The 23,625-nt window shown below is 68.8% G+C and carries 24 protein-coding genes; 10 read left to right on the plus strand and 14 right to left on the minus strand.

Annotated features, from left to right (window positions below; genetic code table 11):
• Positions 1-21: 21 nt before the first annotated feature.
• Genes mraY through mraZ form a run of 8 tightly spaced genes read right to left on the minus strand, consistent with a single transcriptional unit; the run spans position 22 to position 8,420 of the window.
• Positions 22-1,203, minus strand: a complete 1,182-nt coding sequence (gene mraY / locus MEBOL_RS06385) for a phospho-N-acetylmuramoyl-pentapeptide-transferase (protein ID WP_095976576.1) — start codon at positions 1,201-1,203, stop codon at positions 22-24.
• Positions 1,204-2,601: a UDP-N-acetylmuramoyl-tripeptide--D-alanyl-D-alanine ligase gene (locus tag MEBOL_RS06390; protein WP_095976577.1), complete on the minus strand. Its 1,398-nt coding sequence runs from the start codon at positions 2,599-2,601 to the stop codon at positions 1,204-1,206.
• A gap of 30 nt (positions 2,602-2,631) precedes the next feature.
• Positions 2,632-4,158 carry a UDP-N-acetylmuramoyl-L-alanyl-D-glutamate--2,6-diaminopimelate ligase gene (locus tag MEBOL_RS06395; RefSeq protein ID WP_095976578.1) on the minus strand — a complete coding sequence of 509 codons (1,527 nt, stop codon included), beginning with the start codon at positions 4,156-4,158 and terminating at the stop codon, positions 2,632-2,634.
• A gap of 55 nt (positions 4,159-4,213) precedes the next feature.
• Positions 4,214-6,220: a penicillin-binding protein gene (locus MEBOL_RS06400; protein WP_095976579.1), complete on the minus strand. Its 2,007-nt coding sequence runs from the start codon at positions 6,218-6,220 to the stop codon at positions 4,214-4,216.
• Positions 6,221-6,231: 11 nt separating this feature from the next.
• The gene (gene ftsL, locus MEBOL_RS06405; protein WP_095976580.1) at positions 6,232-6,636 is read right to left on the minus strand and encodes a cell division protein FtsL; all 405 of its coding nucleotides are present in this window, start codon (positions 6,634-6,636) and stop codon (positions 6,232-6,234) included.
• A complete protein-coding gene (rsmH, locus tag MEBOL_RS06410) occupies positions 6,633-7,541 on the minus strand; it encodes a 16S rRNA (cytosine(1402)-N(4))-methyltransferase RsmH (protein ID WP_095982615.1) in 909 nt (302 codons plus the stop codon). Before rsmH ends, ftsL begins: the two co-directional genes overlap by 4 nt.
• A 4-nt stretch (positions 7,542-7,545) precedes the next feature.
• Positions 7,546-7,923: an STAS domain-containing protein gene (locus tag MEBOL_RS06415; protein ID WP_095976581.1), complete on the minus strand. Its 378-nt coding sequence runs from the start codon at positions 7,921-7,923 to the stop codon at positions 7,546-7,548.
• A gap of 47 nt (positions 7,924-7,970) precedes the next feature.
• A complete protein-coding gene (mraZ, locus tag MEBOL_RS06420) occupies positions 7,971-8,420 on the minus strand; it encodes a division/cell wall cluster transcriptional repressor MraZ (protein WP_095976582.1) in 450 nt (149 codons plus the stop codon).
• 231 nt (positions 8,421-8,651) lie between these two features.
• Here mraZ and MEBOL_RS06425 point away from each other — a divergent pair, with 231 nt between their 5' ends.
• The 7 genes from MEBOL_RS06425 (at position 8,652) to MEBOL_RS06455 (ending at position 15,342) form a co-directional block, all read left to right on the plus strand.
• Positions 8,652-9,260, plus strand: coding sequence for a hypothetical protein (locus MEBOL_RS06425; protein ID WP_095976583.1), 609 nt, complete (start codon positions 8,652-8,654; stop codon positions 9,258-9,260).
• 79 nt (positions 9,261-9,339) lie between these two features.
• Entirely contained in the window at positions 9,340-10,062 is a 723-nt protein-coding gene (locus MEBOL_RS06430) for a PilZ domain-containing protein (RefSeq protein ID WP_095976584.1), read from the plus strand.
• Between the two features lie 198 nt (positions 10,063-10,260).
• Positions 10,261-11,301: a CarD family transcriptional regulator gene (locus tag MEBOL_RS06435; protein ID WP_095976585.1), complete on the plus strand. Its 1,041-nt coding sequence runs from the start codon at positions 10,261-10,263 to the stop codon at positions 11,299-11,301.
• Between the two features lie 42 nt (positions 11,302-11,343).
• Positions 11,344-11,856 carry a zinc metalloprotease gene (locus MEBOL_RS06440; protein WP_095976586.1) on the plus strand — a complete coding sequence of 171 codons (513 nt, stop codon included), beginning with the start codon at positions 11,344-11,346 and terminating at the stop codon, positions 11,854-11,856.
• Entirely contained in the window at positions 11,843-12,793 is a 951-nt protein-coding gene (locus MEBOL_RS06445; protein WP_095976587.1) for a hypothetical protein, read from the plus strand. The genes MEBOL_RS06440 and MEBOL_RS06445 overlap by 14 nt, the downstream gene beginning before the upstream one ends.
• Positions 12,790-14,622, plus strand: a complete 1,833-nt coding sequence (locus MEBOL_RS06450; RefSeq protein WP_095976588.1) for an ArnT family glycosyltransferase — start codon at positions 12,790-12,792, stop codon at positions 14,620-14,622. The genes MEBOL_RS06445 and MEBOL_RS06450 overlap by 4 nt, the downstream gene beginning before the upstream one ends.
• Positions 14,623-14,763: 141 nt before the next feature.
• Positions 14,764-15,342 (plus strand): hypothetical protein, encoded by a 579-nt coding sequence (locus MEBOL_RS06455; protein WP_095976589.1) that lies wholly within the window; start codon positions 14,764-14,766, stop codon positions 15,340-15,342.
• Between the two features lie 9 nt (positions 15,343-15,351).
• Here MEBOL_RS06455 and MEBOL_RS06460 read toward each other — a convergent pair whose 3' ends face one another.
• From MEBOL_RS06460 to MEBOL_RS06475, 4 genes are all read right to left on the minus strand, one after another.
• Positions 15,352-15,714: a response regulator gene (locus MEBOL_RS06460; protein WP_095976590.1), complete on the minus strand. Its 363-nt coding sequence runs from the start codon at positions 15,712-15,714 to the stop codon at positions 15,352-15,354.
• Entirely contained in the window at positions 15,711-16,046 is a 336-nt protein-coding gene (locus MEBOL_RS06465) for a helix-turn-helix domain-containing protein (protein ID WP_095976591.1), read from the minus strand. Before MEBOL_RS06465 ends, MEBOL_RS06460 begins: the two co-directional genes overlap by 4 nt.
• An 88-nt stretch (positions 16,047-16,134) precedes the next feature.
• Positions 16,135-17,319 carry an iron-containing alcohol dehydrogenase gene (locus MEBOL_RS06470; RefSeq protein WP_095976592.1) on the minus strand — a complete coding sequence of 395 codons (1,185 nt, stop codon included), beginning with the start codon at positions 17,317-17,319 and terminating at the stop codon, positions 16,135-16,137.
• Between the two features lie 16 nt (positions 17,320-17,335).
• On the minus strand, positions 17,336-18,808 hold the full coding sequence (locus MEBOL_RS06475; RefSeq protein WP_179956391.1) for a glutamine synthetase family protein: 1,473 nt from the start codon (positions 18,806-18,808) through the stop codon (positions 17,336-17,338).
• Between the two features lie 274 nt (positions 18,809-19,082).
• On the opposite strand from MEBOL_RS06475, the gene MEBOL_RS06480 reads away from it, so the two are divergent.
• From MEBOL_RS06480 to MEBOL_RS06490, 3 genes are read left to right on the plus strand one after another with little or no spacing between them, the layout of a single operon-like run.
• Positions 19,083-19,820, plus strand: coding sequence for a glutamine amidotransferase (locus MEBOL_RS06480; protein ID WP_095976593.1), 738 nt, complete (start codon positions 19,083-19,085; stop codon positions 19,818-19,820).
• 26 nt (positions 19,821-19,846) lie between these two features.
• The gene (locus MEBOL_RS06485; RefSeq protein WP_095976594.1) at positions 19,847-20,305 is read left to right on the plus strand and encodes a hypothetical protein; all 459 of its coding nucleotides are present in this window, start codon (positions 19,847-19,849) and stop codon (positions 20,303-20,305) included.
• Positions 20,306-20,337: 32 nt separating this feature from the next.
• Positions 20,338-21,525 carry an AI-2E family transporter gene (locus tag MEBOL_RS06490; protein WP_095976595.1) on the plus strand — a complete coding sequence of 396 codons (1,188 nt, stop codon included), beginning with the start codon at positions 20,338-20,340 and terminating at the stop codon, positions 21,523-21,525.
• Between the two features lie 24 nt (positions 21,526-21,549).
• Here MEBOL_RS06490 and MEBOL_RS06495 read toward each other — a convergent pair whose 3' ends face one another.
• Both MEBOL_RS06495 and rho read right to left on the minus strand, forming a co-directional pair.
• Positions 21,550-21,864 (minus strand): hypothetical protein, encoded by a 315-nt coding sequence (locus tag MEBOL_RS06495; RefSeq protein WP_095976596.1) that lies wholly within the window; start codon positions 21,862-21,864, stop codon positions 21,550-21,552.
• Positions 21,865-21,893: 29 nt separating this feature from the next.
• A complete protein-coding gene (gene rho, locus MEBOL_RS06500) occupies positions 21,894-23,510 on the minus strand; it encodes a transcription termination factor Rho (protein WP_179956392.1) in 1,617 nt (538 codons plus the stop codon).
• Between the last annotated feature and the right edge of the window lie 115 nt (positions 23,511-23,625).

The raw sequence follows: 23,625 nt of genomic DNA on the forward strand, positions 1-23,625 counted from the left end.
GCGCGCCATGCTCCTTCGCGACTAGCGCAATTTGAGTGACAGCAAGGCCACGCCGCCACAGAGGATGGCGACGATCCAGAAGCGCACGATGATCTTCGGCTCGGCGATGCCCTTGAGCTCGAAGTGGTGGTGCACCGGCGCCATCTTGAAGACGCGCTTGCCGGTGAGCTTGAAGGAGGTGACCTGGATCATCACGCTGAGGATCTCCGCGAAGAAGACCCCGTGGATGATGGCGGACACCACCTCGTTCTTGGACAGCACCGCGAGGCCCCCGAGCGCCCCGCCCAGCGCGAGCGAGCCGATGTCGCCCATGAAGACGGAGGCCGGGTAGGCGTTGAACCAGAGGAAGGAGATGCCCGCGCCCACGATGCTGGCGCAGAAGATGGACAGTTCCGCGCCACCGGGCACCTGGGGCACGCCCAGGTAGCGCCACAGGGGAATGCCCACCAGGCGCGCCGCGCCGTCCACGGTCTCCACGTCGGACAGGCGGATGGAGGAGCCCGCCACGTAGCAGAGCACCGCGAAGGTACTGGCCGCGATGATGGTGGGCATGATGGCCAGGCCGTCCAGGCCGTCGGTGATGTTGACGGCGTTGGAGGTGCCCACCACGACGACCCAGGCGAACAGCACGTAGAACCAGCCGAAGTCCGGGTTGAAGCGGTGCGTGGGCACGAAGGGCAGCGTGAGGCGCGTGTCGATGAGCAGCCGGGGCCCCGTGAAGGCGCCGTCCGGCCCCGTCCACGTGCACATGAAGCCAAAGACGGCCACGAGGAAGAAGACGGTCTGCAGCACCATCTTGTAGCGGCCCGCGAGCCCCTTGGAGTTGCGCTTGGACAGCTTGAGCCAGTCATCCAGGAAACCGATGAAGCCGTAGCCCAGGGTGAGCAGCAGCGCCGCCCACACCGCGCGGCTGCGCAGATCCGCGAAGATGAACGTGCCCACCGCGATGCACAGGAGGATGAGCGCCCCGCCCATGGTGGGCGTGCCCTTTTTCTTCTTGTGGGTGTCCGGCGTGTCCTCGCGCACGTTGCTCTGCCCGTGCTGCTTGAGCCGCAACGCCGCGATGAGCCGGGGACCCACGAGCATGCCCAGCAGGAGCGAGGCCACGCCCGCCGCGATGATGCGGAAGGTGGGGTAGCGCAGGAAGTTGAGCAGCCGCCCCGCGTCCGTGTCCTTGAGCCACTCGTAGAGGAGGATGAGCACCTAGTGGCCCCCCGCCGTCGGAGTCACTCCGGTGAGACCCGCCACCACGCGCTCCAGCCGCATCCCGCGGCTCGCCTTGACCAGCACCACATCCCCCGCCTTGAGCTTCGATTGGAGCCACGCCAACAGGGGCTCCACCTCGGTGAAATGCGCGGCCCGGTCGCCCAGGCCGGCCGCGTCCAGGCCCTGGCGTGAACGCGGTCCGAAAAATGCCACCAACTCCGCCCGGCTCGCCGCGAGCCCGCCCAGCCGCGCGTGCTCCTCCAGCTCGCCGGGCCCCAGCTCCAGCATGTCGCCGAGCACCGCCACGGCCCGTCCTCCCGGGCCCACCAGCGAGCGCAGCGTGTCCAGCGCGGCCCCCATCGAGGCCGGGTTGGCGTTGTAGCAATCGTCCACCACGGTGACGCCGTGCGGCGCATCCACCACGTTGAGCCGGCGCGCGTACGGCCGGGCCGACTCCAGGCCCTTCACGCACTCGTCCGGCGAGTAGCCCAGCGCCACCGCCAACGCGAAGGCGCCCGTGGCGTTGAGCGCGTTGTGCTCCCCCACGAACCCCAGCCGCACTGGCCAGTCCTGGCCCTGGTAGCGCACGGTCATGTCCAGGCCCTGACGGCCTCGCGGCGTCACCTGGGCCAGGCGCACCTGGGCATCCGGATGCCGGCCAAAGGTCAGCTGTTTCGCCCGGCCGCGCGCCGCCTGGGCGGGAATGAGCGCGTCATCCAGGTTCACCACCGCCACGGACTCGGGCGGCAGCTCCCGGAACATCTCGCCCTCGGCCTCGGCCACGCCCTCGAGGCTGCCCAGGCCCTCCAGATGCTCGGGCTGCACCACGGTGATGACGGCCGCGTCCGGACGGGCCACGCGCGTGAGCCGCGTCATCTCCCCGGGCTGGTTCATGCCCAGCTCCACCACGGCCGCCACGTGCGAGGGCTCGAGGCGGAAGAGCGTGAGGGGCACGCCGATCTCGTTGTTGAAGTTGCCTTCCGTCTTCAGCGCGGGGCCGCGCGTGGAGAGGATGGCGCCCACCATTTCCTTGGTGGTCGTCTTGCCGTTGGAGCCGCCCACCGCGCCCACCGGAATCCGGAAGCGCTCGCGGTGGGCACGCCCCAGGGCGCCGAGCGCCTGGAGCGTGTCCTCCACCTCGTAGAGGGCGAAGCCCTCGGGAAGTGGAGGCAGCGCCCGGCCGCGTTTCACCACCGCGCCGGTCGCGCCTCCCTGGGCCGCTTGAGCGAGGAAGTCGTGCGCATCGAAGCGCTCGCCCTGCAGCGCCACGAAGAGACACCCGGGCGTGAGGGCCCGAGTGTCCGTGCAGACGGCCTGGAACCGCGCCGCCACACCGCCGCGCCGGGTCGCCCCGGCCGCCTGCACCACCTGCTCATCCGAGAATCGCACGGACATGGAAGGGAGACTCCCGCGGCACGGCCTCGACTACGTGCGGATGGCGAGCGCCCGCGCGGCCACCTTGCGGTCGTCGAAGTCGCGCTTCTCCGTCCCGATGGTCTGGGACGTCTCGTGCCCCTTGCCCGCGATGAGGACCACGTCGTCCTCCTTGCCGAGCGAGATGGCCGTCTCGATGGCGGTCTTGCGATCCACCTCCACGAGGTAGCCCTTCTCCCCGCTCTTGGCCTTGCCCGAGGAGATGCGGCGCAGGCCGCCCTTCTCCAGGCCCGGCGTCACCTGCGAGATGATGTCGTCGGCGTTCTCGTTGCGCGGGTTGTCGCTCGTGATGACGGACAGGTCCGCGCCCTCGGCCGCTGCGGCGCCCATGAGCGGACGCTTGCCCGCGTCGCGCTCGCCGCCGCAGCCGAACACCACGATGACGCGGCCCTTGGCCATGGCGCGAGCCGCCTCCAGCGCGCGCTTGAGGGCGTCATCCGTGTGCGCGTAGTCCACCAGCACCGTGGGCGCGCCCGCCTGGGGACCGTGGTTCTCCACGCGCTCCATGCGGCCGGCCACGCCATCCATGCGCTCGATGCCCAGCTGCACGTCCTTGCGCCGCGCGAAGCCCGCGCCCAGCGCCAGACCCGCGGCGGCCAGGATGTTCTCCAGGTTGTGCGCGCCGAGCAGCCGGCTCTTCAAGGGGATGTCACCCGCGGGCGTCTTGAGCGTGCCCTGGATGCCCTTGAGCGTGAAGGACACGTCCGCGGCGGAGATCTCCCCGTTGCCCTGGCGGCTGAACTTCCACGCCATGCGCTTCTGCTGGCCGCCGCGCAGCTCGTTGTAGATGCGCGTGGCGTAGGTGTCGTCTCCGTTGACCACCGCCACGCCCCCCTGGGACAGGTTCTCCAGGAAGAGCTTGCGCTTGGCCTGGAAGTACTCCTCCAGATCCTTGTGGTAGTCCAGGTGGTCGCGCGTCAGGTTGGTGAAGGCGGCCGCCTTGAAGGTGATGCCGTGCACCCGCTCCTGCAGCAGCGCGTGGCTCGACACCTCCATCACCACCGTCTCCACGCCCGCGTCCACCATCTGGCGGAGGATCCGGTGCAGCTCCAGCGGCTCCGGCGTGGTGTGGGTGGTGGGATGGATCTCCCCACCGAGCTTGTAGCCCAGCGTGCCAATCACCCCCGTCGACGAGTAGGCCGCGGCGGCCATGGCCTCGAGCAGGAAGCTCGTGGTCGTCTTGCCGTTGGTTCCCGTGACGGCCAGCAGGGTGAGCTGGTCGGCGGGACGGCCATGGAAGTTGGCGGCGATGAGCGCCAGGGCCTTCCGGGCGTTGGACACCTTGAAGTAGGGCACCTGCGAGGACAGGGGTTTCTCCGACACCACCGCCACGGCCCCGCGGGAGACAGCCTCTCCCACGAACTGGGCGCCGTCCTCCTTCGCACCCGGAACGGCGACGAACAGGTCGCCCGGCTTCACCTTGCGCGAGTCCTGCGACACCCCCGTCACATCGACCGGGGTCCGGCCGCCCGAGGTCTGCTCGGCACCACACCCTGCGAGGACATCCGTCAGCTTCATCTTTTCCCCTTCACAAATACTGCAAGCGCGACGGCTGGGCTTCGGGTACGCGGCCTCATTGCCGCGTCGCCAGCTCCAGCGTCACCCGCGCACCCTTCTCCACCAGCGAACCCGCGGCGGGAGTCTGCGCTACCACGCGTCCACTACCTGACAATTGTGGCTCCAGGGCCGCGGAGAGCAGCTTCGTCACCGCCTCGCGTCCTGCCTGACCCATGACATCCGGAACGCGGACGGAGCCCGGCTCCACGTTCTCGGCGACAACCTCTTCCACCACGGCCCGGGCCGGCACCGCCTTCGCGGGAGGCAGCTGAGCGGCCACCGCCGGCAGGGCGGTGGACGGCAGCGGTACCTCTCGCGAGGGAGGGACGGCCAGATGCGCCATGGCGGCGGTAGCTATTTCCTTGAATGCGGGAGCGGCCACGTTTCCCCCGTACACGTCTGTTTTGGGCTCGTCCACAATCACGAGAATGACCGCGCGCGGATTTTCGGCAGGCAACAGGCCGACGAAGGAAGCGATCCGCTTGTCCGAGTACCCTCCAGCCACGGGATCCACCTTCTGGGCGGTGCCCGTCTTGCCCGCCACCCGGTAATCTTCCATGGCCGCCTTCGTGGCGGTGCCCCCCTTGGCCACCACGCTCTCGAGCATGGAGACCACCAGCCGGGAGTTCTGGGGAGAAATGACGCGCCGCACCTCGGTGGGACGGTTTTCCAGTAGCACCACCCCGTCCGGGTCCACCACCTTGGAGACCAGGTAGGGCCTCATGAGCACCCCCCCGTTGGCCAGCGCGCTCCAGGCGGCGGCCATCTGCACGGCGGTGGCCGTCATGCCCTGGCCGAAGGATTGCGTGACGAGCGACACCTCCGCCTTGGGAAAGGGGATGGAGCCCCGCGCCTCACCGGGCAGGGCCAGGCCCGTGCGCTCGCCGAAGCCGAAGTCCCGGTAGGCCTGCACGAAGCGCTCGCGCCCGAGCAGCTGGCCGATCTTCGCCGAGCAGATGTTGGAGGACACCTGCAGCACCCGCTGGGGGGTGAGCCAGCCATGCTCGTGGGTGTCGTGGATGGTGTGCTTGCCCACCCGCCAGGAGCCGTTCTCACAGAAGAAGGTGTCGTCTGGCTTGATGACCTTCTGGTCCAGGGCGCTCGCCACGACGAAGGCCTTCATCGTCGAGCCGGGCTCGATGGCGTCGAGCGCGGCGCGGTTGCGCATGCTGGCGCGCGCTTCCTTCTCCGGGGCATTGGGGTTGAATCGGGGCTCGTTGGCGATGGCGAGCAGTTCCCCCGTCGTCGGGTCCATCACGATGGCCATGCCCGCCGTGGCCTGGGCATCCACCACCGCGCGGGTGAGCGCCTTCTCGGCCACGTATTGCAAGTGCCGGTCCAGGGTGAGGGTGACGGAGGCGCCCTGGCGCTCCAGGCTGTCCGGCGCGCCCGTGACGAGCAACTTGCGGCCCTTGGCGTCCCGGAAGCCCGACAGGCGGGAGTTCTGCCCGGACAGCTCGTCCTCGAAGGCCATCTCCAGGCCTTCCAGGCCATGGCCATCCAGTCCCACCATGCCCACCACGTGCGCGCCCAGCTCCCGCTGCGGGTAGAAGCGCTTGGGCTCCTTGGCGAAGCCAAACCCCGGCAGCCCCAGGGACTTCACCGCCTCCACCTCGCGCGGCGTCACCTGGCGCTTGACCCAGGCGAAGCGCCGGCCCCGCGTGAGCCGGCCGAGCACGTCATTCGCATCCAGCTTCAACGCCCGGGCCAGGGCGCGAGAAGCCTGCTTCACGTCCGGCAGCATCGAGGGGTCCACCCAGATGGAATCCACCTCCACGCTCTGGGCGAGGGGCGTGCCACGTCGATCGAAGATGTCGCCGCGCCGGGCGGGGATCTCGATCTGGCGCACGTACTGATCCTGGGCCATCCCCCGCAGCTTGTCGCGCTCGACGACTTGCAGGTGCACGGCGCGGCCGAAGGCGGCCACGAGCAGGCACACGAAGAAGGCGGCGAGCAGCTTCACGCGCAGCCGCATCCACTTCGTGTTGGGCTCTGGCACCCGCGCCGATTTGAAGTCCTTCACGACCCGCCCCCTCAGAGAGATCCGCCGCGCTCGGCCACGCGCACGCCCCGGGCGCCCCGCGCCTCCACCCGGACGGGACGCTTGCCCCCCTCGGGCAGGGCGATGACGGCTGGGCCCGTGGGCATGGACATGCCCAGCTTCTCGCGCGCGAGCTTCTCCAGCCGCGACGGGTTCTTGAGCGTGGCCAGCTCCAGCTTGAGCCGATCATTCTCCCGCGTGAGATCCCGCCCCTCCGCCTCGGCCCTGGACAACCGGTAGCCCATGTCCACCACCAGCACGCGGCTCGTCACGTGGAGGATGCCCACGCCGGCGAACAGGGCGAAGAGCAGCACCGCGGGCAGCAGGTGCAGGAACACCCGGCCCACCGACGCCCCATTGGAACCGACACCACGCGACACGGACTTGCTGCGGCTCATCGAATCTTCTCCACCACGCGCAGGTGCGCGCTGCGGGCACGGGGGTTGGCGGCGATTTCCTCGTCCGAGGGCGCGAGCGCCTTGCGCGTCACCAGGGAGAAATCCCCCTGGCCGCCACACACGCACACCGGGAGGCCCGGCGGGCATTTACAGCCGCCCACCAGTTCCCGAAAGGTCTCCTTCACCTTGCGGTCCTCGAGAGAATGGAACGAGATGACGGCGGCGCGGCCCCCCACCTTCAAGAGGCGCGGCAGCGCGGCCAGCAGGGAGTCCAGGGACTCCAATTCCTGATTCACCGCCATGCGCAGCGCCTGGAAGGTGCGCGTGGCCACGTGGATCTTCTGGGGCCAGGCCTTGCGCGGCACGGCGCGCTTGACGACCTCGGCGGCCTCCAGCGTGCGCGTGGGCAACGCGCGCTTGAGCTCACGGGCGATGGGCTTGGCGAAGGACTCCTCGCCGTACTCGCGCAGCACGCGCACGAGCTCCGCCTCGTCCTCCTCGGCGATGAACTCCGCGGCGGTGCGGCCCGTGTCGCCCATGCGCATGTCCAGCGGCCCCTCCTTCTGGAAGGAAAAACCCCGCTCCGCCACGTCGAGCTGGGGCGAGGACACCCCCAGGTCCACCAGGACGCCATCCACCGGAAGCAGATCCGCGGCCACGCGGAGCAGCTCACCGAAGTTGCCCTGCCGGGCCTGGAAGCCCGGAGAGCCCGAGAGCCGGGCACGCGCGGCCTCGAGCGCCACCGGATCCCGGTCCACGCCGAGCACGCTCGCGCCCCGGGCGAGCAGTGCCGCGGAATGCCCTCCACCGCCGAGCGTGCCGTCGATGATCACCTTGCCCGCTCCCGGTTGGAGGACATCCACCGTCTCGTGCAGGAGAACGGTCTGGTGGCCGAAGTCAGCCAAGGCGTTAGACGAACGGAGCACGCGCGAGCGCGAAGGCGGCCCGGGCGTCGTTCATGTGCGGATAGAGCTCGAAGCTGTCATGCGCCCCGGCGGCCCGGAAGATGGCGGCCAGGTAGGGCGACAGGCCCGACAGCTTGATGTCGCCGCCGGCCTTGCGGAAGGCATCGGCGCGCGCCAGCAGGGGCTTCACGCCGCGGTAGTCCAGGTGGCTCACCTCGCTGAAGTCGAGCACGGCGTTGCGCAGGCCCCGCTGCATGCGCAGCGCGAGGTCCTCGCACACCTGGACGAGGTCCTTCTCCAGCAGCTCCCCCTCGAGCATGAGCGTTTCCACCCGGCCACTGGAGACCGCGCGGATGCCCTGCGCTTCGGCTACCTGGTTCATGTCGCCACCTTCCCGGCTTTCCCACATCACGTCGAACTTTCGGCCCGCTACTGGCGCAGCTCGGTGAGCACGCGCATCACGTCCGCGCTGGAGGCTTCCTTGCGGGCCTCCTCCTGGGCACGCGCCCAGCCCTCACGGCTCCACAACTCGATCACCTTCACCATCCCCGCCCACACCACGTCCTTGTCCAACCCCGCGTGCGCCCGAAGCGACGGGGGGATCACCAACCGCCCCAGCTTGTCGAGCGGGCACTCCTGGGCGCTCGCCACGTAGAGCCGCATGAGCGTCTTCACGCCCGGCTCCAGGGGGTTGCGCTTGGAGAGTGCCACCTCGAGCTGCTCCCACTCGCGCACCGGATAGGCGTGCAGACAGGGGTCGAGCGCCGTCGTGATGATGAGCCGCTCGTCGTAGCCGCCCACGAGCGTCTCCCGCAGCCGTGCCGGGAGGCTCGTGCGCCCCTTCGCGTCGATCTGGTGCTCGTAGACGCCTCGGAACACGCGGAAACATCCACCTTGTCAGCCCAGCCGATCCCCATCACGCCACTCCTTGCCACTCCGATCCACTTCGGGCCGCGGAAAATACGCGCGGCCCCCTAACCGGTCAAGAAATGCAACAGGGCCATACAGACTCGTGCCGCATTGACCCTGGAACGAGCGCTCTGGCATGACGCGCCCTCGCGAGCGGCCTCGGAAGCGGACCCCTCGCTCCTCACGACAAAAGGTGCACATATGACGCGCGCGATTCGTCTGATGGTGGTCTCCGTGATGTCCCTGGGTCTGGCTGCCTGTGGAGGCGCGAAGCTCGGCGGAGGGAAGGAGGGCGCGGCCCAGGCCGCGTTCCAGGCCTCGCAAGGCCCAGGCCGGGGTCACAGCAAGACCGGACAGGCCCTGGTGGAGCGGGCGATGGCCAGCGGCGCCACCTCGGACCTGAAGATCAGCGCGACCTGCGCCCACAGCGGCTCGGCGAGCCTGACGCTCCAGGCGAGCACCAACCCGGGCGAGGGGCTGTTCAGCTACGCGGTCTCCTACGATGCCTGCAACGAGGACGGGGTGAACGAGTACGACGGTACCCTCACCACCACCATGGGCATCACCCTCGACCCGAAGTACATGGGCTTCGGGTTCTTCGTCGCCCACAAGGGCAAGATCACCATCGACGGGGAGATCTCCGACTCGCTCGACATGGACGTGAAGATCATCATGGACGTGAGCGCCACGTCGGCGCGCTCGGGCAGCGTGAAGCTGGTGTTCGACGGCACCATCAAGACGGATGAGGGGACGTACACCTACGCGAACGAGACCATCGTGATCGTCGCGGGCGAGTTGCCCAAGGCCTGAGTGTCCGCTCGCCAAGCAAAACCAGGGGCCGGGCGGCCACGAAAGAGGACCCCCCCTGGTTTTGCCGTATGATTCGGGCATGAGCGAGAGCGGCACGAAGCAGACCCTCGGCGAGGTGCGCCTCAAGGTGGCCTACAAGAAGCCCGAGGACCTGCTGAGTGAATACACACGCAGCATCGGCCGGGGCGGGGTGACGCTGCACACCCAGAAGAGCCTTCCGGTGGGCACGCGCTTCGTCTTCGAGCTGCACAACCCCGGCCTGGCCAAACCCGTGGAGGTGCTGGGCGAGGTGGTCCGCTCGACGCCCCAGCCGGGGGACCGCTACCTGCTCACCGTGAAGTACGATCCCGGGCAGGACCGTGGCGGCCTGGACACGGTGCTGCAGCGCATCTTCGACTTGCAGGAATACGAGAAGATGCGCCGCCACGCGCGCATCCCCCTGAACCTGCCCGCCGCCGAGGAGGAGACGCCCTTCGCGCCGCTCTTCTTCGTGCGGGACCTGTCGCGCGGGGGCGTGGGCCTGGAGGTGGAAGCACCCGCCCTGCCCACCTCGGTGAAGGTCGGCATGCCCTTCCTGCTGGAGATGGAACTGTCCCTGGGCACGCTCATGTTGCACGGCGAGGTGGCCTGGACGTCCGCGGGAGGGGCCGAGGTACTGCCCACCTTCGGTGTCAACTTCGGCACCCTGCGCCCGGACACCGTGGAGCGGCTGGAGAAGCTGCTCACACTGGCCGCCATGCCCCCTCCGCCCTGGCGGGCGCGCATCTGCTTCGGCATCGACGCCGTGATGCGGATGCCCTGAACCTCCGCGTCAACCGTTCGCGGGACAACGCTCCCGCTGTCGCGGCCTGTAGCACCCCGCCCCCCACGAGAGGGACACGCGCTCGCCTGGATGCCTGCACAAGAGGGGAACAGAAATCCCCGCTGGTAAGTCGTGGCATCGGCGAAGGGTTATGTTACGACCTGCGCCGCTCTCTTACTCTCCGACGATGAGGGGGACATGCCAGAAGGCTCCGCGTCACTCCAGCTCGCGGTTGGCGACCGGGTGGTCTACCCCAACCAGGGTGTCTGCCGTGTCTCGGCCATCGATGTAAAAGAAGTGGCCGGGCAGAAGCTCACCTTCGTCACCATGCGCCGGGAAGAGGACGGAGCCGTGGTGATGGTTCCCCAGGCCAAGGTGCTGTCCATTGGCGTCCGCAAGGTGGCGGGCGGCGCGGACATCACCCAGGTCTTCGACTTCCTCCGCTCCGACAGCGACAAGGCGGACCTGGACTGGAAGCAGCGCGCCCGGACCAACCTGGACCGGATGACCCAAGGCGGCCTGTTGGGCCTGGCCGAGGTCGTCAAGGGCCTCCAGGTGCTCAGCGAGCTGCGGCCCCTGCCCACCAAGGAACGGGAGCTGTACGACAACGCCCGTCACCTGTTGGTGTCCGAGCTGGCGGCGGCGCTCAACATCTCCGAGGCCAACGCCGAGGACGCCATCGACGTCGTCCTCTTCCCGCCCGGCCGCGAGCGTCCCAAGCGCACCGCCGCCGAGTTCAAGACACGGGGAGAGGGCGACGATGAACTCGGGCTGGACGCCGACCTGCTCGGACTCGACGGCGACCTGGACCTGCCTCCGGACGAGGAGGAGCCCGCCGAGGAAGAGGAGGAGTCTTCCGAGGAGGAAGGGGGCGAGGAGGGCGAAGAGGAAGGCGAGCCCAAGGCGCGCAAGAAGGCCGCGGCGTCCGAGGAGGCCGAGGGCGAGGCGCCCAAGCGCAAGCGCGGTCGTCCGCCCAAGCCCAAGCCCGAGGGAGCCGAAGCCGCCGCTCCCGCCGAGCCCAAGAAGCGCGGCCGCCCGCCCAAGCCCAAGCCCGAGGGAGCCGAAGCCGCCGCTCCCGCCGAGCCCAAGAAGCGGGGCCGTCCGCCCAAGCCCAAGCCCGAGGGAGCCGAGGCCGCCGCTCCCAAGAAGCGGGGCCGCCCGCCCAAGGCGAAGCCCGCCGAGGTCGAGGAGGCCGAGCCGGAGACCGACCTGGATGAGGACATCGAGGCCGATGAGTGACGCCCCAGGGACCCTCCGTCCCTTCTCTCGAGGTGACACCCCGTGATTCGCGTCGTGACGCTGGACTCCTTCGACGAAAAGCAGATCTCGAAGCTCTGCCAGACGCTCTACACGGCGTTTGGCGTGGGCAGTGAGCACTCCGACCAGAAGGAGGTGCCCGCGGGCATGTCCGAGCCGCTGGACGCGGAGAAGCTGCTCGCGGACATCAAGGGCGTGCGCGCCTACGAGGATGACAAGGTCCTCTTCGTCACCTCGCGCAAGCTGAAGGAGCGGGAGTTGCCCGGTGGCAAGGCGCCCACCACGGGCTATGCCCTGTACAACCAGAACCGGGCCATCATCTCCACACACGGCCACAAGGACTTCGAGGCGTCCTTCAAGCCCATCGCCCGCAACGCGCTCCAGCAGATTGGCCACCTGTGGGGCCTGCACCACTGCCTGGATCCGCGCTGCGCGATGTACCCGCCCTGGACGCCGTCGTTCAACGCGGGGGAGCCGTCCTTCTGCAGCTTCTGCCGCGACAAGAGCGAGCAGAAACTCCGCCTTGCCAAATCCTAGGCCGCCGCCACGTGCCCTCCCCCTGGTGGAACTGGGGGGACTGGTGCTCGTCGCGCTCGTCTGCCTCGTCTTCCAGCTTCGGCTGCCGAGCCACTTCCCGTCCGAGTCCGACTACCGCACCGTGGCCGGCTGGCTGAGCGCCGAGGCTCGTCCGGGCGACGCGGTGCTGCTCTTCCCCTGGTGGACGGAGAAGGCCCGGCTCTATCTGCCTCCGGAGCTGCCGGTGTACGGCTACCTCGGCTCGGACGCGGACGCGCTGGGCGCGCACCCCCGGGTGTGGGTCCTCGGGCAGCCCGGCCTGCCGCGAGCGGATGAGTCGGGCTTCGAGGCCGCCTTCCTCCCTCGGCGCACCGCCGTGGGCGCACCCCGCCACGCGGGCCCCCTGGAGTTGACGCTGTACGAGAACGGCCGCTACCGGCCCCGGAGCTTCGTGGCCTCGGAGGCGTCCGCCCGGGCCCGGGTCTACCTGGAATCGCCGGATGGCACGCGGATCGACTGTCCCTTCGATGGACGTGTGCACCGCTGCCCGGGCCCTCCCCACCTGTACGTGGCCCCCGAGTGGCACGAGCTGTTCTACCAACCCCGCCACTGCCTGTGGATGCACCCCCCGGGCGGCCCGCAGCGGCTCGTCGCCGAGTTCGACGGGGTGCCCGGGGGCACGGAGCTGCGGCTCGAGGGGGGAATCATCTTCGAGCACGCCGCCGCCCGCGCGCCCCGCCTGAGCATCACGCACCTGGGCGTGGACGACGCGCGGAGCCAGGAGCCGCTGATGTCCATCTCCGTTCCACCGGGACTCGAGGGCGTGCAGAAGACCTCGCGCGCCCTGCCCCCTGGCGAGCCTCGCACGGTGAAGGTGTGGGTCCAGGCGGACAACCCGGAATCGCGCCAGGTGTGCCTGGACGTCCTCGCGCTGGGCTCCCACGGGGAGAGGCCATGACCCGAGGCCGCGCCGCGACACGCGAGGAGCGCTGGCTCGCCCTGGGCCTGTGGGCGCTGGCCTTCTGCGCGCTGTGGGCCACCGAGTCCGCCGTGGGCTTCACCCGCGACGAGAGCTTCTACTTCCACGCCGCCGAGGACTACGCGCGCTGGTTCCAACAGCTCGTGCGCGAGCCCGCGCGGGCGCTGACGGACGCGGCCATCGTGCGCGCCTGGGACTACAACCACGAGCACCCGGCGTTGATGAAGACGCTCTTCGGGCTGTCGCATCTGCTCTTCCACGACACGCTCGGGTGGATGCGCTCGGCCACGGCCTTCCGGCTGCCGGCCTTCGCCCTGGCGGCGCTCGTGCCCGCCCTCACCTTCCTGCTGGGCAGCGCGGTGTTCAGCCGCGCCGCGGGCCTCTTCGCCGCCCTCTCCTTCCTGCTCGTGCCCCGCCAGTACTTCAACGCGGAGCTGGCCTGCTTCGACATGCCCATCGCGGCCATGTGGCTGCTGGTGGTCTACGCCTTCTGGCGCGCGCTGGAGGACCGCGACTGGGGCGTGCTGTGCGGCGTCTTCTTCGGTCTGGCCCTGTGCACCAAGCACAACGCGCTCTTCCTCCCCTTCTGCCTCGCGCCCTTCGCCCTCTGGCGCGCGTGGACGAGCAGCGAGGCACAGCCCGCGGCGCGCACCGGGATGTGGCGGGTGCTCGGGCTGTTCGCCGCCGTGGCGGTGCTCTACGCGCTGCTCGTGGTGAGCCTCGGGCCCGAGGGCTTCCAGCGGAAGTTCTTCCTGCTCAGCCCGCACACACTGCTCTTCGTGGCCCTGGCCGTGGGCTCGCTGGGCATGCTGCACGTGCTCAACACGGAGCATCCCGCCACGGCGCTCGCCCTGTTGCCCCTCGCGACCATGGCGACATTCGGGCCCATCGTCTTCTACCTGCACTGGCCCTACCTCTGGCACGCCCCCGTGGATCGGACGGCCTGGTACCTCGTCTTCCACGCCACCCACAACCACTACGCCTGGTTCTACCTGGGCACGCTCATGCGCGAGCCGCCCTTCCCCTGGTCCTACGTCGTGGTGAAGACGGCGCTCACCGTGCCCACCAGCCTCTTCGTGCCCATGGCGACGGGCTGGAGCGTGCTCGCCGGACGCGGGCTCCTGAGCCTCTTCGCGCGCACGCGCGCCTGGGTCCGTCCTCCCACCGAAGCCGAGGTGCTGGTGGGCCTGCACGCCGTCGCCGCCCTGCTCATCATCAGCCCCCCGAGCGTGCCGCACTTCGGTGGCGTCAAGCACTGGCTGCCCTCGATGCCCTTCCTGGGCTTGCTCGCGGGCGTGGCGGTGACCCGGGGCTGCGAGGCCCTCACCGAGCGGCTGCGCGCGCGCTGGCCCCGCCTGCCGCTCGCGGCGGTGGCGGCGCCCGTGTTCGGGCTGGTGATGTTGCCCGCGCTCATCGCGCTCGTGCGCGTCTTCCCCTATGGGACGAGCTTCTACTCGGAGCTGGCGGGCGGCGTTCCGGGCGCGGCGTCCCTGGGGATGCAGCGCCAGTTCTGGTCGAGCAACGTGACGGCGGTGCTGCCGTGGATCAACGCGAACGCACCGCGAGGCGCCCGCGTCTTCCTGCACGAGGTGACGGGCTTCGCGTTCCAGGACTACCAGCGCGAGGGGATGCTGCGCGCGGACCTGCGCCCGGGGGGCCTCTTCGACTCGGACATCGCGGCCTACCAGTACCATCAGGAGTTCCGCGAGCACGAGTTCGCCCTCTGGGGGGCCTATGGCACCCGGACTCCCGTCACCGGGCTCTATCTGGACGAAACCCCCCAGGTCATCGTCTACCAGCGGCGCTGACGCCCTCCCTCGCGGCCCCGGGCCGGTATGACGCACGGAGTCTGTTCACGCTCGGACGAGGAGGCATTTCGCCCACGAAAGCGCTGGCGTTCCAGGGCGGGTTTTCCCTCAGAATCGGGAGAACCAGCTCCAGGAGGGCGCATGACGCGGTGGATGTGGGCCGTGATGATGGTGGCACTGGGTACGGCGGGCTGTCCTCAGGAGCAGAAGCCGGTGGGGGCCGCTCGCGCGGAGGTCAAGTCACTCGGGGGCTCCACGGTGGAGTTCATCCCCAAGGACACCCAGCACCCCTATTGCCTGCTCTACACGGTGTCCGAGAAGGGCATCATCCGGCAATTGACGATGACGCGGGAGAACCGCTCCATCCGCTGCGAGGCCGGCAAGCGCATCTACAACTCCAGCTTCCGGATTCCGCTCGAGGAGGGAAAGGTGCGCGCCTACATCTTCTTCTCGGACCAGCGCATCCAGGCGGGCTCGGTGGCGCAGCAGCTCTATGATCTGCGCGACAAGCCGCGCGTGTCGGCCATGGACTTCCGGCTGCCGGGCTCGGTGGCGGTGGAGATGCTGGAGTTCACCCCGCAGCCAGGAGGCGAGCCCGTCCCCGGAGCCGTGGTGGGCACGACGGACCTGAGCGACAACCTGGAGGGCGCGGAGCCCGAGGCGGAAGAGCCCGGACTGCAGCTCGCGCCGACGGACGCGGGAACGACTCCCCCGCGCTAGCGGTCGTCGTCAGGGCGAACCCGCCAACTGGTGCACCAGCTCGACGAGCGCGAACAGCTCGAAGGGCTTGCGCAACGAGGCCGTGAGGTCGGCGTGCTTCACATCCGCGCCGCTCATGGCCACCAGCGGCACATCCCGGAGCGAGGGTGTCGAGCGCAGCCGCTTGATGAACTCCTCCCCGCTCAACCGGGGCATGAAGAAGTCGAGCAGCACCAGGGAGGGCTTCCCGCCTCCAGACAACCAGTCGAGCGCGGCCACACCATCGGCCGCGCACACGACCTGGAAGCCCTCCTCGATGAGCAACTCCTCGATGACTGTCCGCAAGTCGATTTCATCCTCGACGAGCAACACGACTCGGGGTGGTCCCGTCATTTCTCCTCGAACATCGCATGGATGACGCGCCAGGCGAGCTGCACTTCCCTGCCCGACAATCGGGCGAGGAAATCACAGATTTCCGCGACCCGATCCGGCTTCTCCCTGCCAAAACCGTGGAAGAGAGTCTTCAAGGACAAGTCCAGACCGCCTGACAGCTTGTTGAGGGTTTCAAGAGAAGGAGAGAACCCGCCGCGTTCGATGCGCCGGATGGCATCGACGGACAGCTCACTGCGCTCGGCGAGTTGTTCCTGGGTCAGTTTTCGTGAATTCCGGAGGCGCTTCACATGGCTACCGAACCGCCCCGACAGGATGGCTTTCTCATTGTCCATAAGCGCGGCCGGTAATCTTGTGGCCACCGACCGCGCTGTGAAGTGAGTATGTTCGGGGTTGGAACGTGCATTGGCTCCCAGGGCGGGCCTAGTACGATTCTCGAATCATCGCGAGTAGGTCATCCTGGGTGCACGGGCGAGGATTACCCCGATGCGAAGCGTCCTGGAAGGCCTTATCCGCGATGCGTTCCAGGTCCTTCTCCTGTACGCCCACATCCCTCAGACGCGCCGGAATACCGATAGTGGCGTTGAGCTTGCGCACGCGCTCGACGGCGTTGGCGGCGAGCACTTCCTCGCGCGAGTGGGAGGTGTCACCCATGGCCACGGCCACGCGCGCCAGCCGCGCCGTGCACACCGGGCGGTTGAACTCCATGACCACGGGCAGGACGATGGCGTTGGCGAGGCCATGGTGCACACCGGACGTCGGCGTGAGCGCATGGGCCAGCGCGTGGCACGCCCCGAGCCCCTTCTGGAAGGCCATGGCGCCCTGCATGGCGGCCACCATCATGTCCGTGCGCGCCAGGAGGCTCTTCCCGTCGGCCACGGCGGTGGGCAGCGAGCGCGCCACGCGGGCGATGCCGTCGATGGACACCGCGTCCGCCAGGGGGTGGAAGCCGTTGGACAGGTAGGCCTCCAAGCAGTGCGTGAAGGCGTCCATGCCCGTGGCCGCGGTGGGCCCGGGCGGCAGGCCCAGCGTCAGCTCGGGGTCGCAGATGGCCGCCTTGGGCATGAGGAACGGGCTGAAGATGACCGTCTTGCGGCCCGTGTCCGACAGCGTCGCCACGCCCGAGCGGCTCACCTCCGAGCCCGTGCCCGCGGTGGTGGGAATGGCGATGAGCGGCGGCATGTTGTCGCGCACGAACTGGTCGCCTCCCGTCGCGTCGTCGTAGCGCGACAGGGGCGGCTCGTGCGTGGCGAGCACCTGCACGAGCTTGGCCGCGTCCAGCGGACTGCCCCCGCCAATGGCGATGATGCCGTCGCACCCGTTCTGGCGGTACGCCTCCAGCCCCGCGAAGGCATCGTGCTCGGTGGGATCCGGCTTGACCTGCTCGAAGGAGGCGTACGCCACGCCCGCGGCCTTGAGCACGTCGTACAGGCGCTGCACGAGCCCCGCCTTCACCACGCCTCCGTCCGTCATCACCAACGGACGCGTCATGTTCAGCCGTGCCACCTGGGCGGGCACGCGCTGGAGCGCCCCGGCCCCGAAGACGACCTTCGTGGGCCAGGACATCTCGGTGATGCGCGGTTCACTCGGCAAGTCGAAGGGTTTCATGGTGGTTCTCGTTCTCCTAGATGAGCTCCATATAGCGCTCGAGCTCCCAATTCGTCACGGCGCGCTCGTACTGACGCGCTTCCCACTCGCGCGTGCGCACGAAGTGGTCCACGAACTCCTCGCCCAGGATCTGCCGGGCACGCTCGGACCGCTTGAGCAGCGCCACCGCCTCCTTGAGCGTGCGCGGCAGCGGGGGCGCCTCGGAGGCGTAGCCATTGCCCGCGCACATCTCGGGCGGCTCCACCTCGTTCTCGATGCCCCACAGCCCAGCGGCCAGGCTCGCCGCCATGCCGAGATAGGCGTTCATGTCCGCGCCCGTCTGCCGGTACTCCAGGCGCATGGACTTGGGGCTGTCGCCAATCACGCGCACCGCGGTGGTGCGGTTCTCCCGGCCCCACGTCGCCGTGACGGGCGCCCACGTGTTCTCCACGCTGCGCTTGTAGCTGTTGATGGTGGGCCAGTAGAGCGCCGTCAGCTCCGGCATCAGCTCCATCTGCCCGCCGATGTAGTGGCGCATCGTCTGGCTCATGCCGTCCTGCGCGTCGGAGTCGTGGAAGACGTTCTCCTCCTCCTTCGTCGACCACAGCGACTGGTGGATGTGCCCCGAGCAGCCGGGCAGCTTCGGATCCACCTTCGCCATGAAGCAGGCGGTGAGCCCGTGGCGCGCGCAGATCTCCTTGACCGCCGTCTTGAAGAGCACCGCCTTGTCCGCGATCTTCTCCAGCGTGTCGTAGCGGATGGCCGCCTCGAAGACGCCCGGTCCGGTCTCCGTATGGAAGCCCTCCAGCTCCACGCCGAAGTCACGGCAGCCGTTGATGATGGCATGCACGAGCGGCGCGTTGAGCGACGTGCGCAGCCACGAGTAGCCGAACATGCCGGGCGTCAGGGGCGTGAGCTGGGTGTAGCCCTTGTCCTTGAGCGACTGCGGCGTCTCCTTGAAGATGAAGAACTCGTACTCGGCGCCGAACTTGGGCACGTACCCCATGTCACGCGCGCGCTGGCCAATCTTCTGCAGGAGCTGGCGAGGACTCGGCTCGAAGGGCGAACCGTCCGGGTGGACGAAGTCCAGCAGGAAGGCGGCCGTGTCCGGCTCCCAGGGGATGATGCGCGCGGAGCTCGTGTCCACGCGGCACATGCCGTCCGGGTAGCCCGTGTGCCAGCCCGTCACCTTCGTGTTGTCGAGCAGCTCGTCCGCGATGTCCCAGCCGAACACCACGTCACAGAAGCCCATGCCGCTCTTACAGGCGGAGAAGAACTTCTCGACCGAGACGTATTTGCCGCGCCACACGCCGTCCAGGTCCACCGCGCCCAGCTTCACCTGCCGGACGCCCTTCTGCTCGAACCACTTGAGCAGCACGTCCGTCCCCGAGGGAACGCGTCCCAGGGGTCTGCCCGTGTCACCGCGCTCCTTCTCCTTGTCCTTCGCGCGCGCCCGCCGGCTCGCGGGGGATGGCAACGTGATGACTTTCGCCTTGGAACGACTCGCCATTGGCCTCTTCCTTTTCCCGACGCCCATTCAGAAAGTGCCCCTTGTGTCGGCTTCACCAGTTGTCCGGGACGCGTCATTCCTCCCGGGGATCCACACCTCGCCCCTTGATGCGCAGCTTGAACGCGGACTGCCTTGGCGAGAGTGTACGAGCGTAGACCATCTCTGTTCGTCGGAATCCCAGATGGCGCGCCCGAAGTGGACGGACGTCAACACAAGCGGCAGACGAACGTAGGGGATGCCCGGAGCCGCGGCAACCCGACCTGGAGCGATACCAATGAAGAACGTTCTCCTGTTGAAAGCCGGCGATGCGGCCCGGCCCGTGCAACTGAGTGTGGGGGATTACGAGCACTGGTTCGTCGAGTCGCTCGCGCCCGGAGGGTGCCGCTTCGACATCCTCCATGCCCACCGCGACGCGCCCCTGCCCTCCAGCACCACCGGCTACGACGCGGTGATGATGACCGGCTCGCCCCTGTCCGTGACGCAGCTGGAGCCCTGGATGGAGCGCGCCGCGGACTTCATGTTGAACGCGGCGGCCCGGGGCACGCCGGTGCTCGGGGTGTGCTTTGGGCATCAACTGCTCGCCCATGCCCATGGGGCGCGGGTGGTGCGCAACACCGAGGGCCGGGAGATTGGCACCGTGGAGGTGCGCCTGACGCCGGAGGGGCGGGAGGATCCCCTCTTCGAGGGGCTGCCCGGCTCCTTCGCCGTCCAGGCCACCCACGAGGACATCGTCGAGCGGGCGCCGGAAGGGGCCACGGTGTTGGCGGGCAACGCGAACACCGCCGTGCAGGCGCTCGCCTTCGGGCCCCGCATCCGCGGCGTGCAGTTCCACCCCGAGGTGCACCCGGCCGCCATGCGGGCGCTCATCCTCGCGCGGGCGGAGAAGCTGGAGGCCGAGGCCGCCAGCCGGGGGTTCGCACCTGGCGAGCGCGTGCCCCGGCTCCTGGCGGGAATCCTGCCCACCACCGCCGGGCAGACGCTCCTGCGAAACTTCGTGGAGCGGTTCACCTGAGGGCGCGGCTGGGGTAGGACTCTCCCATGGCGTCGCGCTGGGACTACCTCTTCGAAACCAAGCCGGTTCCCATGATGGACCACCTCCTGGAGGAAGTGGCCAAGCTGCTGGCCAAGGATCTCCAGCAGTGGCCACCTCCGGTGCAGGAGATCGACCTGGACGTGGGCGGCCAGTTCGCCCCCCTGTTCACCGAGCCGACCCCCCGCCCCGCCGAGGCCGTCTATGACGAGGCGCTGCGGCTGACGCGCTGGGAGCTGGAGCGGGAATTGGAGGCGTACGACGACTACATGCGCAACAAGCGCTACCAGGCCCGGGGACTGGCGCCCACGGATCGGCTGCCCCTGTTGCTGCTCAACCGATGGCTCGTGGACCAGATGCTGGGACTGGGCGAGGCCACCGAGGGCCGGGTGAACCGCCGGCTGATGCTCAAGTGCCTGGAGCGGCTGGAAGCCCGCAGGCGGCTCATCCAGGGGCCCACCGCTTGAGACCCAACGCCCCCTCTGCCATAAGCCGCGCCATGCCGGAGCATCGCGAGTTGGACATCCAGGAACAGCGCCGCAAGAGCCTCTCCATCCTCACGGGATTGTGGGTGGCCATCGCCATCATCCTGTTCCTCTTCCACTCGGTGCTGCTGCCCTTCGCCAGCGCCGCGCTCATCGCCTACCTGGTGCACCCGCTGGTCACCCGCATGACGCGCGTGCGGGTGCGCGGCCACGCGATTCCCCGCTGGGTGGGCATCCTCATCATCTACACCCTCTTCTTCGTGGCGATTTACCTCTTCTTCATCGCCATGGTGCCCCAGCTCTACGGGGAGCTGGCGCGCGTGAGCCGGGACGGAGTGGCCTTCGTCAATTCGCTCACGCCCGAGCGCATCCACCTGCTCGCCGACCACGTCGAGGACTGGCTGCGCGACCGGGGCATCCCCGTGGCCATCGCCACGCCGGAGGAGATCCGCAGTGGCGTGCCCGCCCATGGGCTCCTGGTCGACCTGGAGAAGATCATCCAGGACGGCGCCGTGCAGGTACGGGAGCTCGTGCGCCAGCACCTGGGCGACATCGTCACCATCTCGCGCGGCATCATCACGTCGGTGCTCGCGGGCGTGTTCATGATGTTCTTCATGCTCATGGTGGCCGCGTTCCTGTCCATCGACGCGCACGCCATCGTGGCCTACGTCACCAGCCTGTTGCCGGCCGAGTACGGCACCGACTCCCAGCGGCTGCTCGAGCGGATCGACCGCTCGCTGTCCGGAGTCGTGCGCGGCCAGGTCACCATCTGCCTGGTGAACGGGGCGCTCACCTTCGTGGGGCTGCTGCTGTTCGGGGTGAAGTTCGCCTTCCTGCTGGCCACCGTGGCCACGGTGTTCAGCCTCATCCCCATCTTCGGCACCATCCTGAGCTCGGTGCCCATCGTGCTCATCGCGCTGGCGGATGGAGTCCAGAAGGGGTTCCTCATCCTGCTGTGGATCATCGGCATCCACGCGCTGGAGGCCTACTTCCTCAACCCGAAGATCATGGGCTCGGCGGCGCGCATCCACCCGGTCATCGTGGCCTTCAGCCTCATCGCCGGGGAGAAGATGTTCGGCCTGGTGGGCGCGCTCTTCGCGGTGCCCGTGGCGTCCATCGTGGTGGCCTGCTTCGACTACGCCCGTCTCAAGGCGCAGCCGGCACAGTCCGCGGCGCTCGAGCTGCCTGGCGCCTCGGAGTAACCGTCCGTCCCTCGGACGAGGGGTTCAACCCTGGCAGGCGGCCTCGCAGCGCGACTCGCGGCAGATGACGAGGCAGCGCCCGCAGTCGAGGCCGTTCTCGGGGCAGTCCCCGGCGCACCGCACATTGGAGCAGCTGGGCCCGTCCTCCACATGGGTGGGCCGGGTCCCCAGGCCACAGCAGGCGTTCCCCGTGCAGTCCGAGTCGGTGTAGCAGACGCGGTTGGACTCGGGCGTCGGGGTCTCGCCGAAGTCCAGGTCCACGGGCTCACATCCGGACAGCAGCGCGAGCACCGCCCCCAGGGCGAGGGCGGAGCGGGTAACGGAACGGATACGGCGCATGCGGCGAGCCTCCTGGTGAGGCTCGGAGTCTAGCGGTTCATCGAGCCGAGGAACTCGGCGTTCGCCGCGGTGGGGCGCATGTGCTTGAGCACGAACTCCATCGCGTCGATGGGCGTGAAGGGGTGGAGCACCTGGCGCAGGGCCGTGATGCGCACGAGGTCCGCCTGGGTCAGCAGCAGCTCTTCCTTGCGAGTGCCGGACTTGTTGATGTCCAGCGTGGGGAAGATGCGCTTTTCCATCAGCTTGCGGTCCAGGACGATTTCGGAGTTACCCGTGCCCTTGAACTCCTCGAAGATGACCTCGTCCATGCGGCTGCCGGTGTCGATGAGCGCCGTGCCGATGATGGTGAGGCTGCCACCCTCCTCGATGTTGCGCGCGGCGCCGAAGAAGCGCTTGGGCTTGTGCAGGGCGTTGGCGTCCACGCCACCCGAGAGGATCTTCCCCGAGGCGGGCACCACCGTGTTGTAGGCGCGCGCCAGGCGGGTGATGGAGTCGAGCAGGATGCACACGTCGTACTTCTGCTCGACCAGGCGCTTGGCCTTGTCGATGACCATCTCGGCCACCTGCACGTGGCGCGTGGCGGGCTCGTCGAAGGTGGAGCTGACCACCTCGCCGCGCACGTTGCGCGCCATGTCCGTCACTTCCTCGGGGCGCTCGTCCACGAGCAGCACGATGAGGTAGACGTCCGGGTGGTTCTTGGAGATGGCGTGCGCGATGTTCTGCAGCAGCACCGTCTTGCCCGCCTTGGGCGGCGCCACGATGAGGCAGCGCTGGCCGAGGCCAATGGGGCAGAACATGTCGATGATGCGCGTGGTCATCTCCGCCCCGTCGTGCTCGAGCTTGAGCTTGCGCGTGGGGTAGAGCGGCGTGAGGTTGTCGAAGAGGATGCGCTCGCGCGTCACCTCGGACAAGGGGTCGGCGAAGTTGACCTTGTCCACCTTCTGCAACGCGAAGAAGCGCTCGCCCTCGCGCGGCTGGCGGATGGGCCCCGTCACCGTGTCACCCGGCCGCAGGTTGAAGCGGCGCACCTGCGAGGGCGACACATAGAGGTCGTCCGGGCTCGCCTGGTAGTCGCTGTCCGCGCTGCGCAGGAAGCCGAAGCCGTCGCTGAGCAGTTCCAGCACGCCTTCCGCGTGCACCTCGAACTTTTTGTCCGCGATTCCCGACAGCAGCGAGAAGATGAGGTCCTGCTTCTTGAGCCCCTGGTAGCCCTCGATGCCGAAGTCGTGGGCCATCTTCGCCAGGTCGGTGATCTTCATGCGCTTGAGGTCATTGAGCTTGATGACCTGCATGGGCGCGCCATCGCGCGTCACCTCGGTGACCACGGGAGCTTCCGGGGCCTCGGGGGCCGGGGCCGGAGCCGAGGGCTCCTCTTCATGCGCCTCGGCGGCGCGGGCCTCCTGGTACTCGTCGTCCCGCACGGGGACCGGCTGGGAGGGGATGGGCGTGAGCACCGGACGAGGCGGGGCGGCGGGGGCCTCCTCGGCCACGGGCTCCTCCTCGCGGCGGGCCGCCGTCCGGCGGGTCCGCGCGGGCTTCTCGGGCTCCGCCGTCTTGGTCCGCGTCGAGCGGCGCTTGGGCTTCTCCTCCTCCAACTCAACCGGGGGGAGCAACACTTTTTCCTTGGGAGAACGGGCTTTGGCCATGGCGGGGGGTCACTGGCGGCGCGGGGGGCGCGCTTGGGTATGTCGTGTGAACGATGTCCGGGGGGAACGCGGAACGCGAAACGCCCTCAGGGCGGCACCGGGATCCCTTCTTGCC

The sequence above is a fragment of the Melittangium boletus DSM 14713 genome, from assembly GCF_002305855.1.
Classification (GTDB): domain Bacteria; phylum Myxococcota; class Myxococcia; order Myxococcales; family Myxococcaceae; genus Cystobacter; species Cystobacter boletus.

What these genes read in the sequence shown, in the direction of transcription:
- MEBOL_RS06390 (WP_095976577.1), bottom strand. Translation starts at nt 2,601, where the DNA reads ATGTCCGTGCGATTCTCGGATGAGCAGGTGGTGCAGGCGGCCGGGGCG.
- MEBOL_RS06395 (WP_095976578.1), bottom strand. Translation starts at nt 4,158, where the DNA reads ATGAAGCTGACGGATGTCCTCGCAGGGTGTGGTGCCGAGCAGACCTCG.
- ftsL (WP_095976580.1), bottom strand. Translation starts at nt 6,636, where the DNA reads ATGAGCCGCAGCAAGTCCGTGTCGCGTGGTGTCGGTTCCAATGGGGCG.
- MEBOL_RS06415 (WP_095976581.1), bottom strand. Translation starts at nt 7,923, where the DNA reads ATGAACCAGGTAGCCGAAGCGCAGGGCATCCGCGCGGTCTCCAGTGGC.
- MEBOL_RS06425 (WP_095976583.1), top strand. Translation starts at nt 8,652, where the DNA reads ATGACGCGCGCGATTCGTCTGATGGTGGTCTCCGTGATGTCCCTGGGT.
- MEBOL_RS06430 (WP_095976584.1), top strand. Translation starts at nt 9,340, where the DNA reads ATGAGCGAGAGCGGCACGAAGCAGACCCTCGGCGAGGTGCGCCTCAAG.
- MEBOL_RS06435 (WP_095976585.1), top strand. Translation starts at nt 10,261, where the DNA reads ATGCCAGAAGGCTCCGCGTCACTCCAGCTCGCGGTTGGCGACCGGGTG.
- MEBOL_RS06450 (WP_095976588.1), top strand. Translation starts at nt 12,790, where the DNA reads ATGACCCGAGGCCGCGCCGCGACACGCGAGGAGCGCTGGCTCGCCCTG.
- MEBOL_RS06455 (WP_095976589.1), top strand. Translation starts at nt 14,764, where the DNA reads ATGACGCGGTGGATGTGGGCCGTGATGATGGTGGCACTGGGTACGGCG.
- MEBOL_RS06460 (WP_095976590.1), bottom strand. Translation starts at nt 15,714, where the DNA reads ATGACGGGACCACCCCGAGTCGTGTTGCTCGTCGAGGATGAAATCGAC.
- MEBOL_RS06465 (WP_095976591.1), bottom strand. Translation starts at nt 16,046, where the DNA reads ATGGACAATGAGAAAGCCATCCTGTCGGGGCGGTTCGGTAGCCATGTG.
- MEBOL_RS06470 (WP_095976592.1), bottom strand. Translation starts at nt 17,319, where the DNA reads ATGAAACCCTTCGACTTGCCGAGTGAACCGCGCATCACCGAGATGTCC.
- MEBOL_RS06475 (WP_179956391.1), bottom strand. Translation starts at nt 18,808, where the DNA reads ATGGCGAGTCGTTCCAAGGCGAAAGTCATCACGTTGCCATCCCCCGCG.
- MEBOL_RS06480 (WP_095976593.1), top strand. Translation starts at nt 19,083, where the DNA reads ATGAAGAACGTTCTCCTGTTGAAAGCCGGCGATGCGGCCCGGCCCGTG.
- MEBOL_RS06485 (WP_095976594.1), top strand. Translation starts at nt 19,847, where the DNA reads ATGGCGTCGCGCTGGGACTACCTCTTCGAAACCAAGCCGGTTCCCATG.
- MEBOL_RS06490 (WP_095976595.1), top strand. Translation starts at nt 20,338, where the DNA reads ATGCCGGAGCATCGCGAGTTGGACATCCAGGAACAGCGCCGCAAGAGC.
- MEBOL_RS06495 (WP_095976596.1), bottom strand. Translation starts at nt 21,864, where the DNA reads ATGCGCCGTATCCGTTCCGTTACCCGCTCCGCCCTCGCCCTGGGGGCG.
- rho (WP_179956392.1), bottom strand. Translation starts at nt 23,510, where the DNA reads ATGGCCAAAGCCCGTTCTCCCAAGGAAAAAGTGTTGCTCCCCCCGGTT.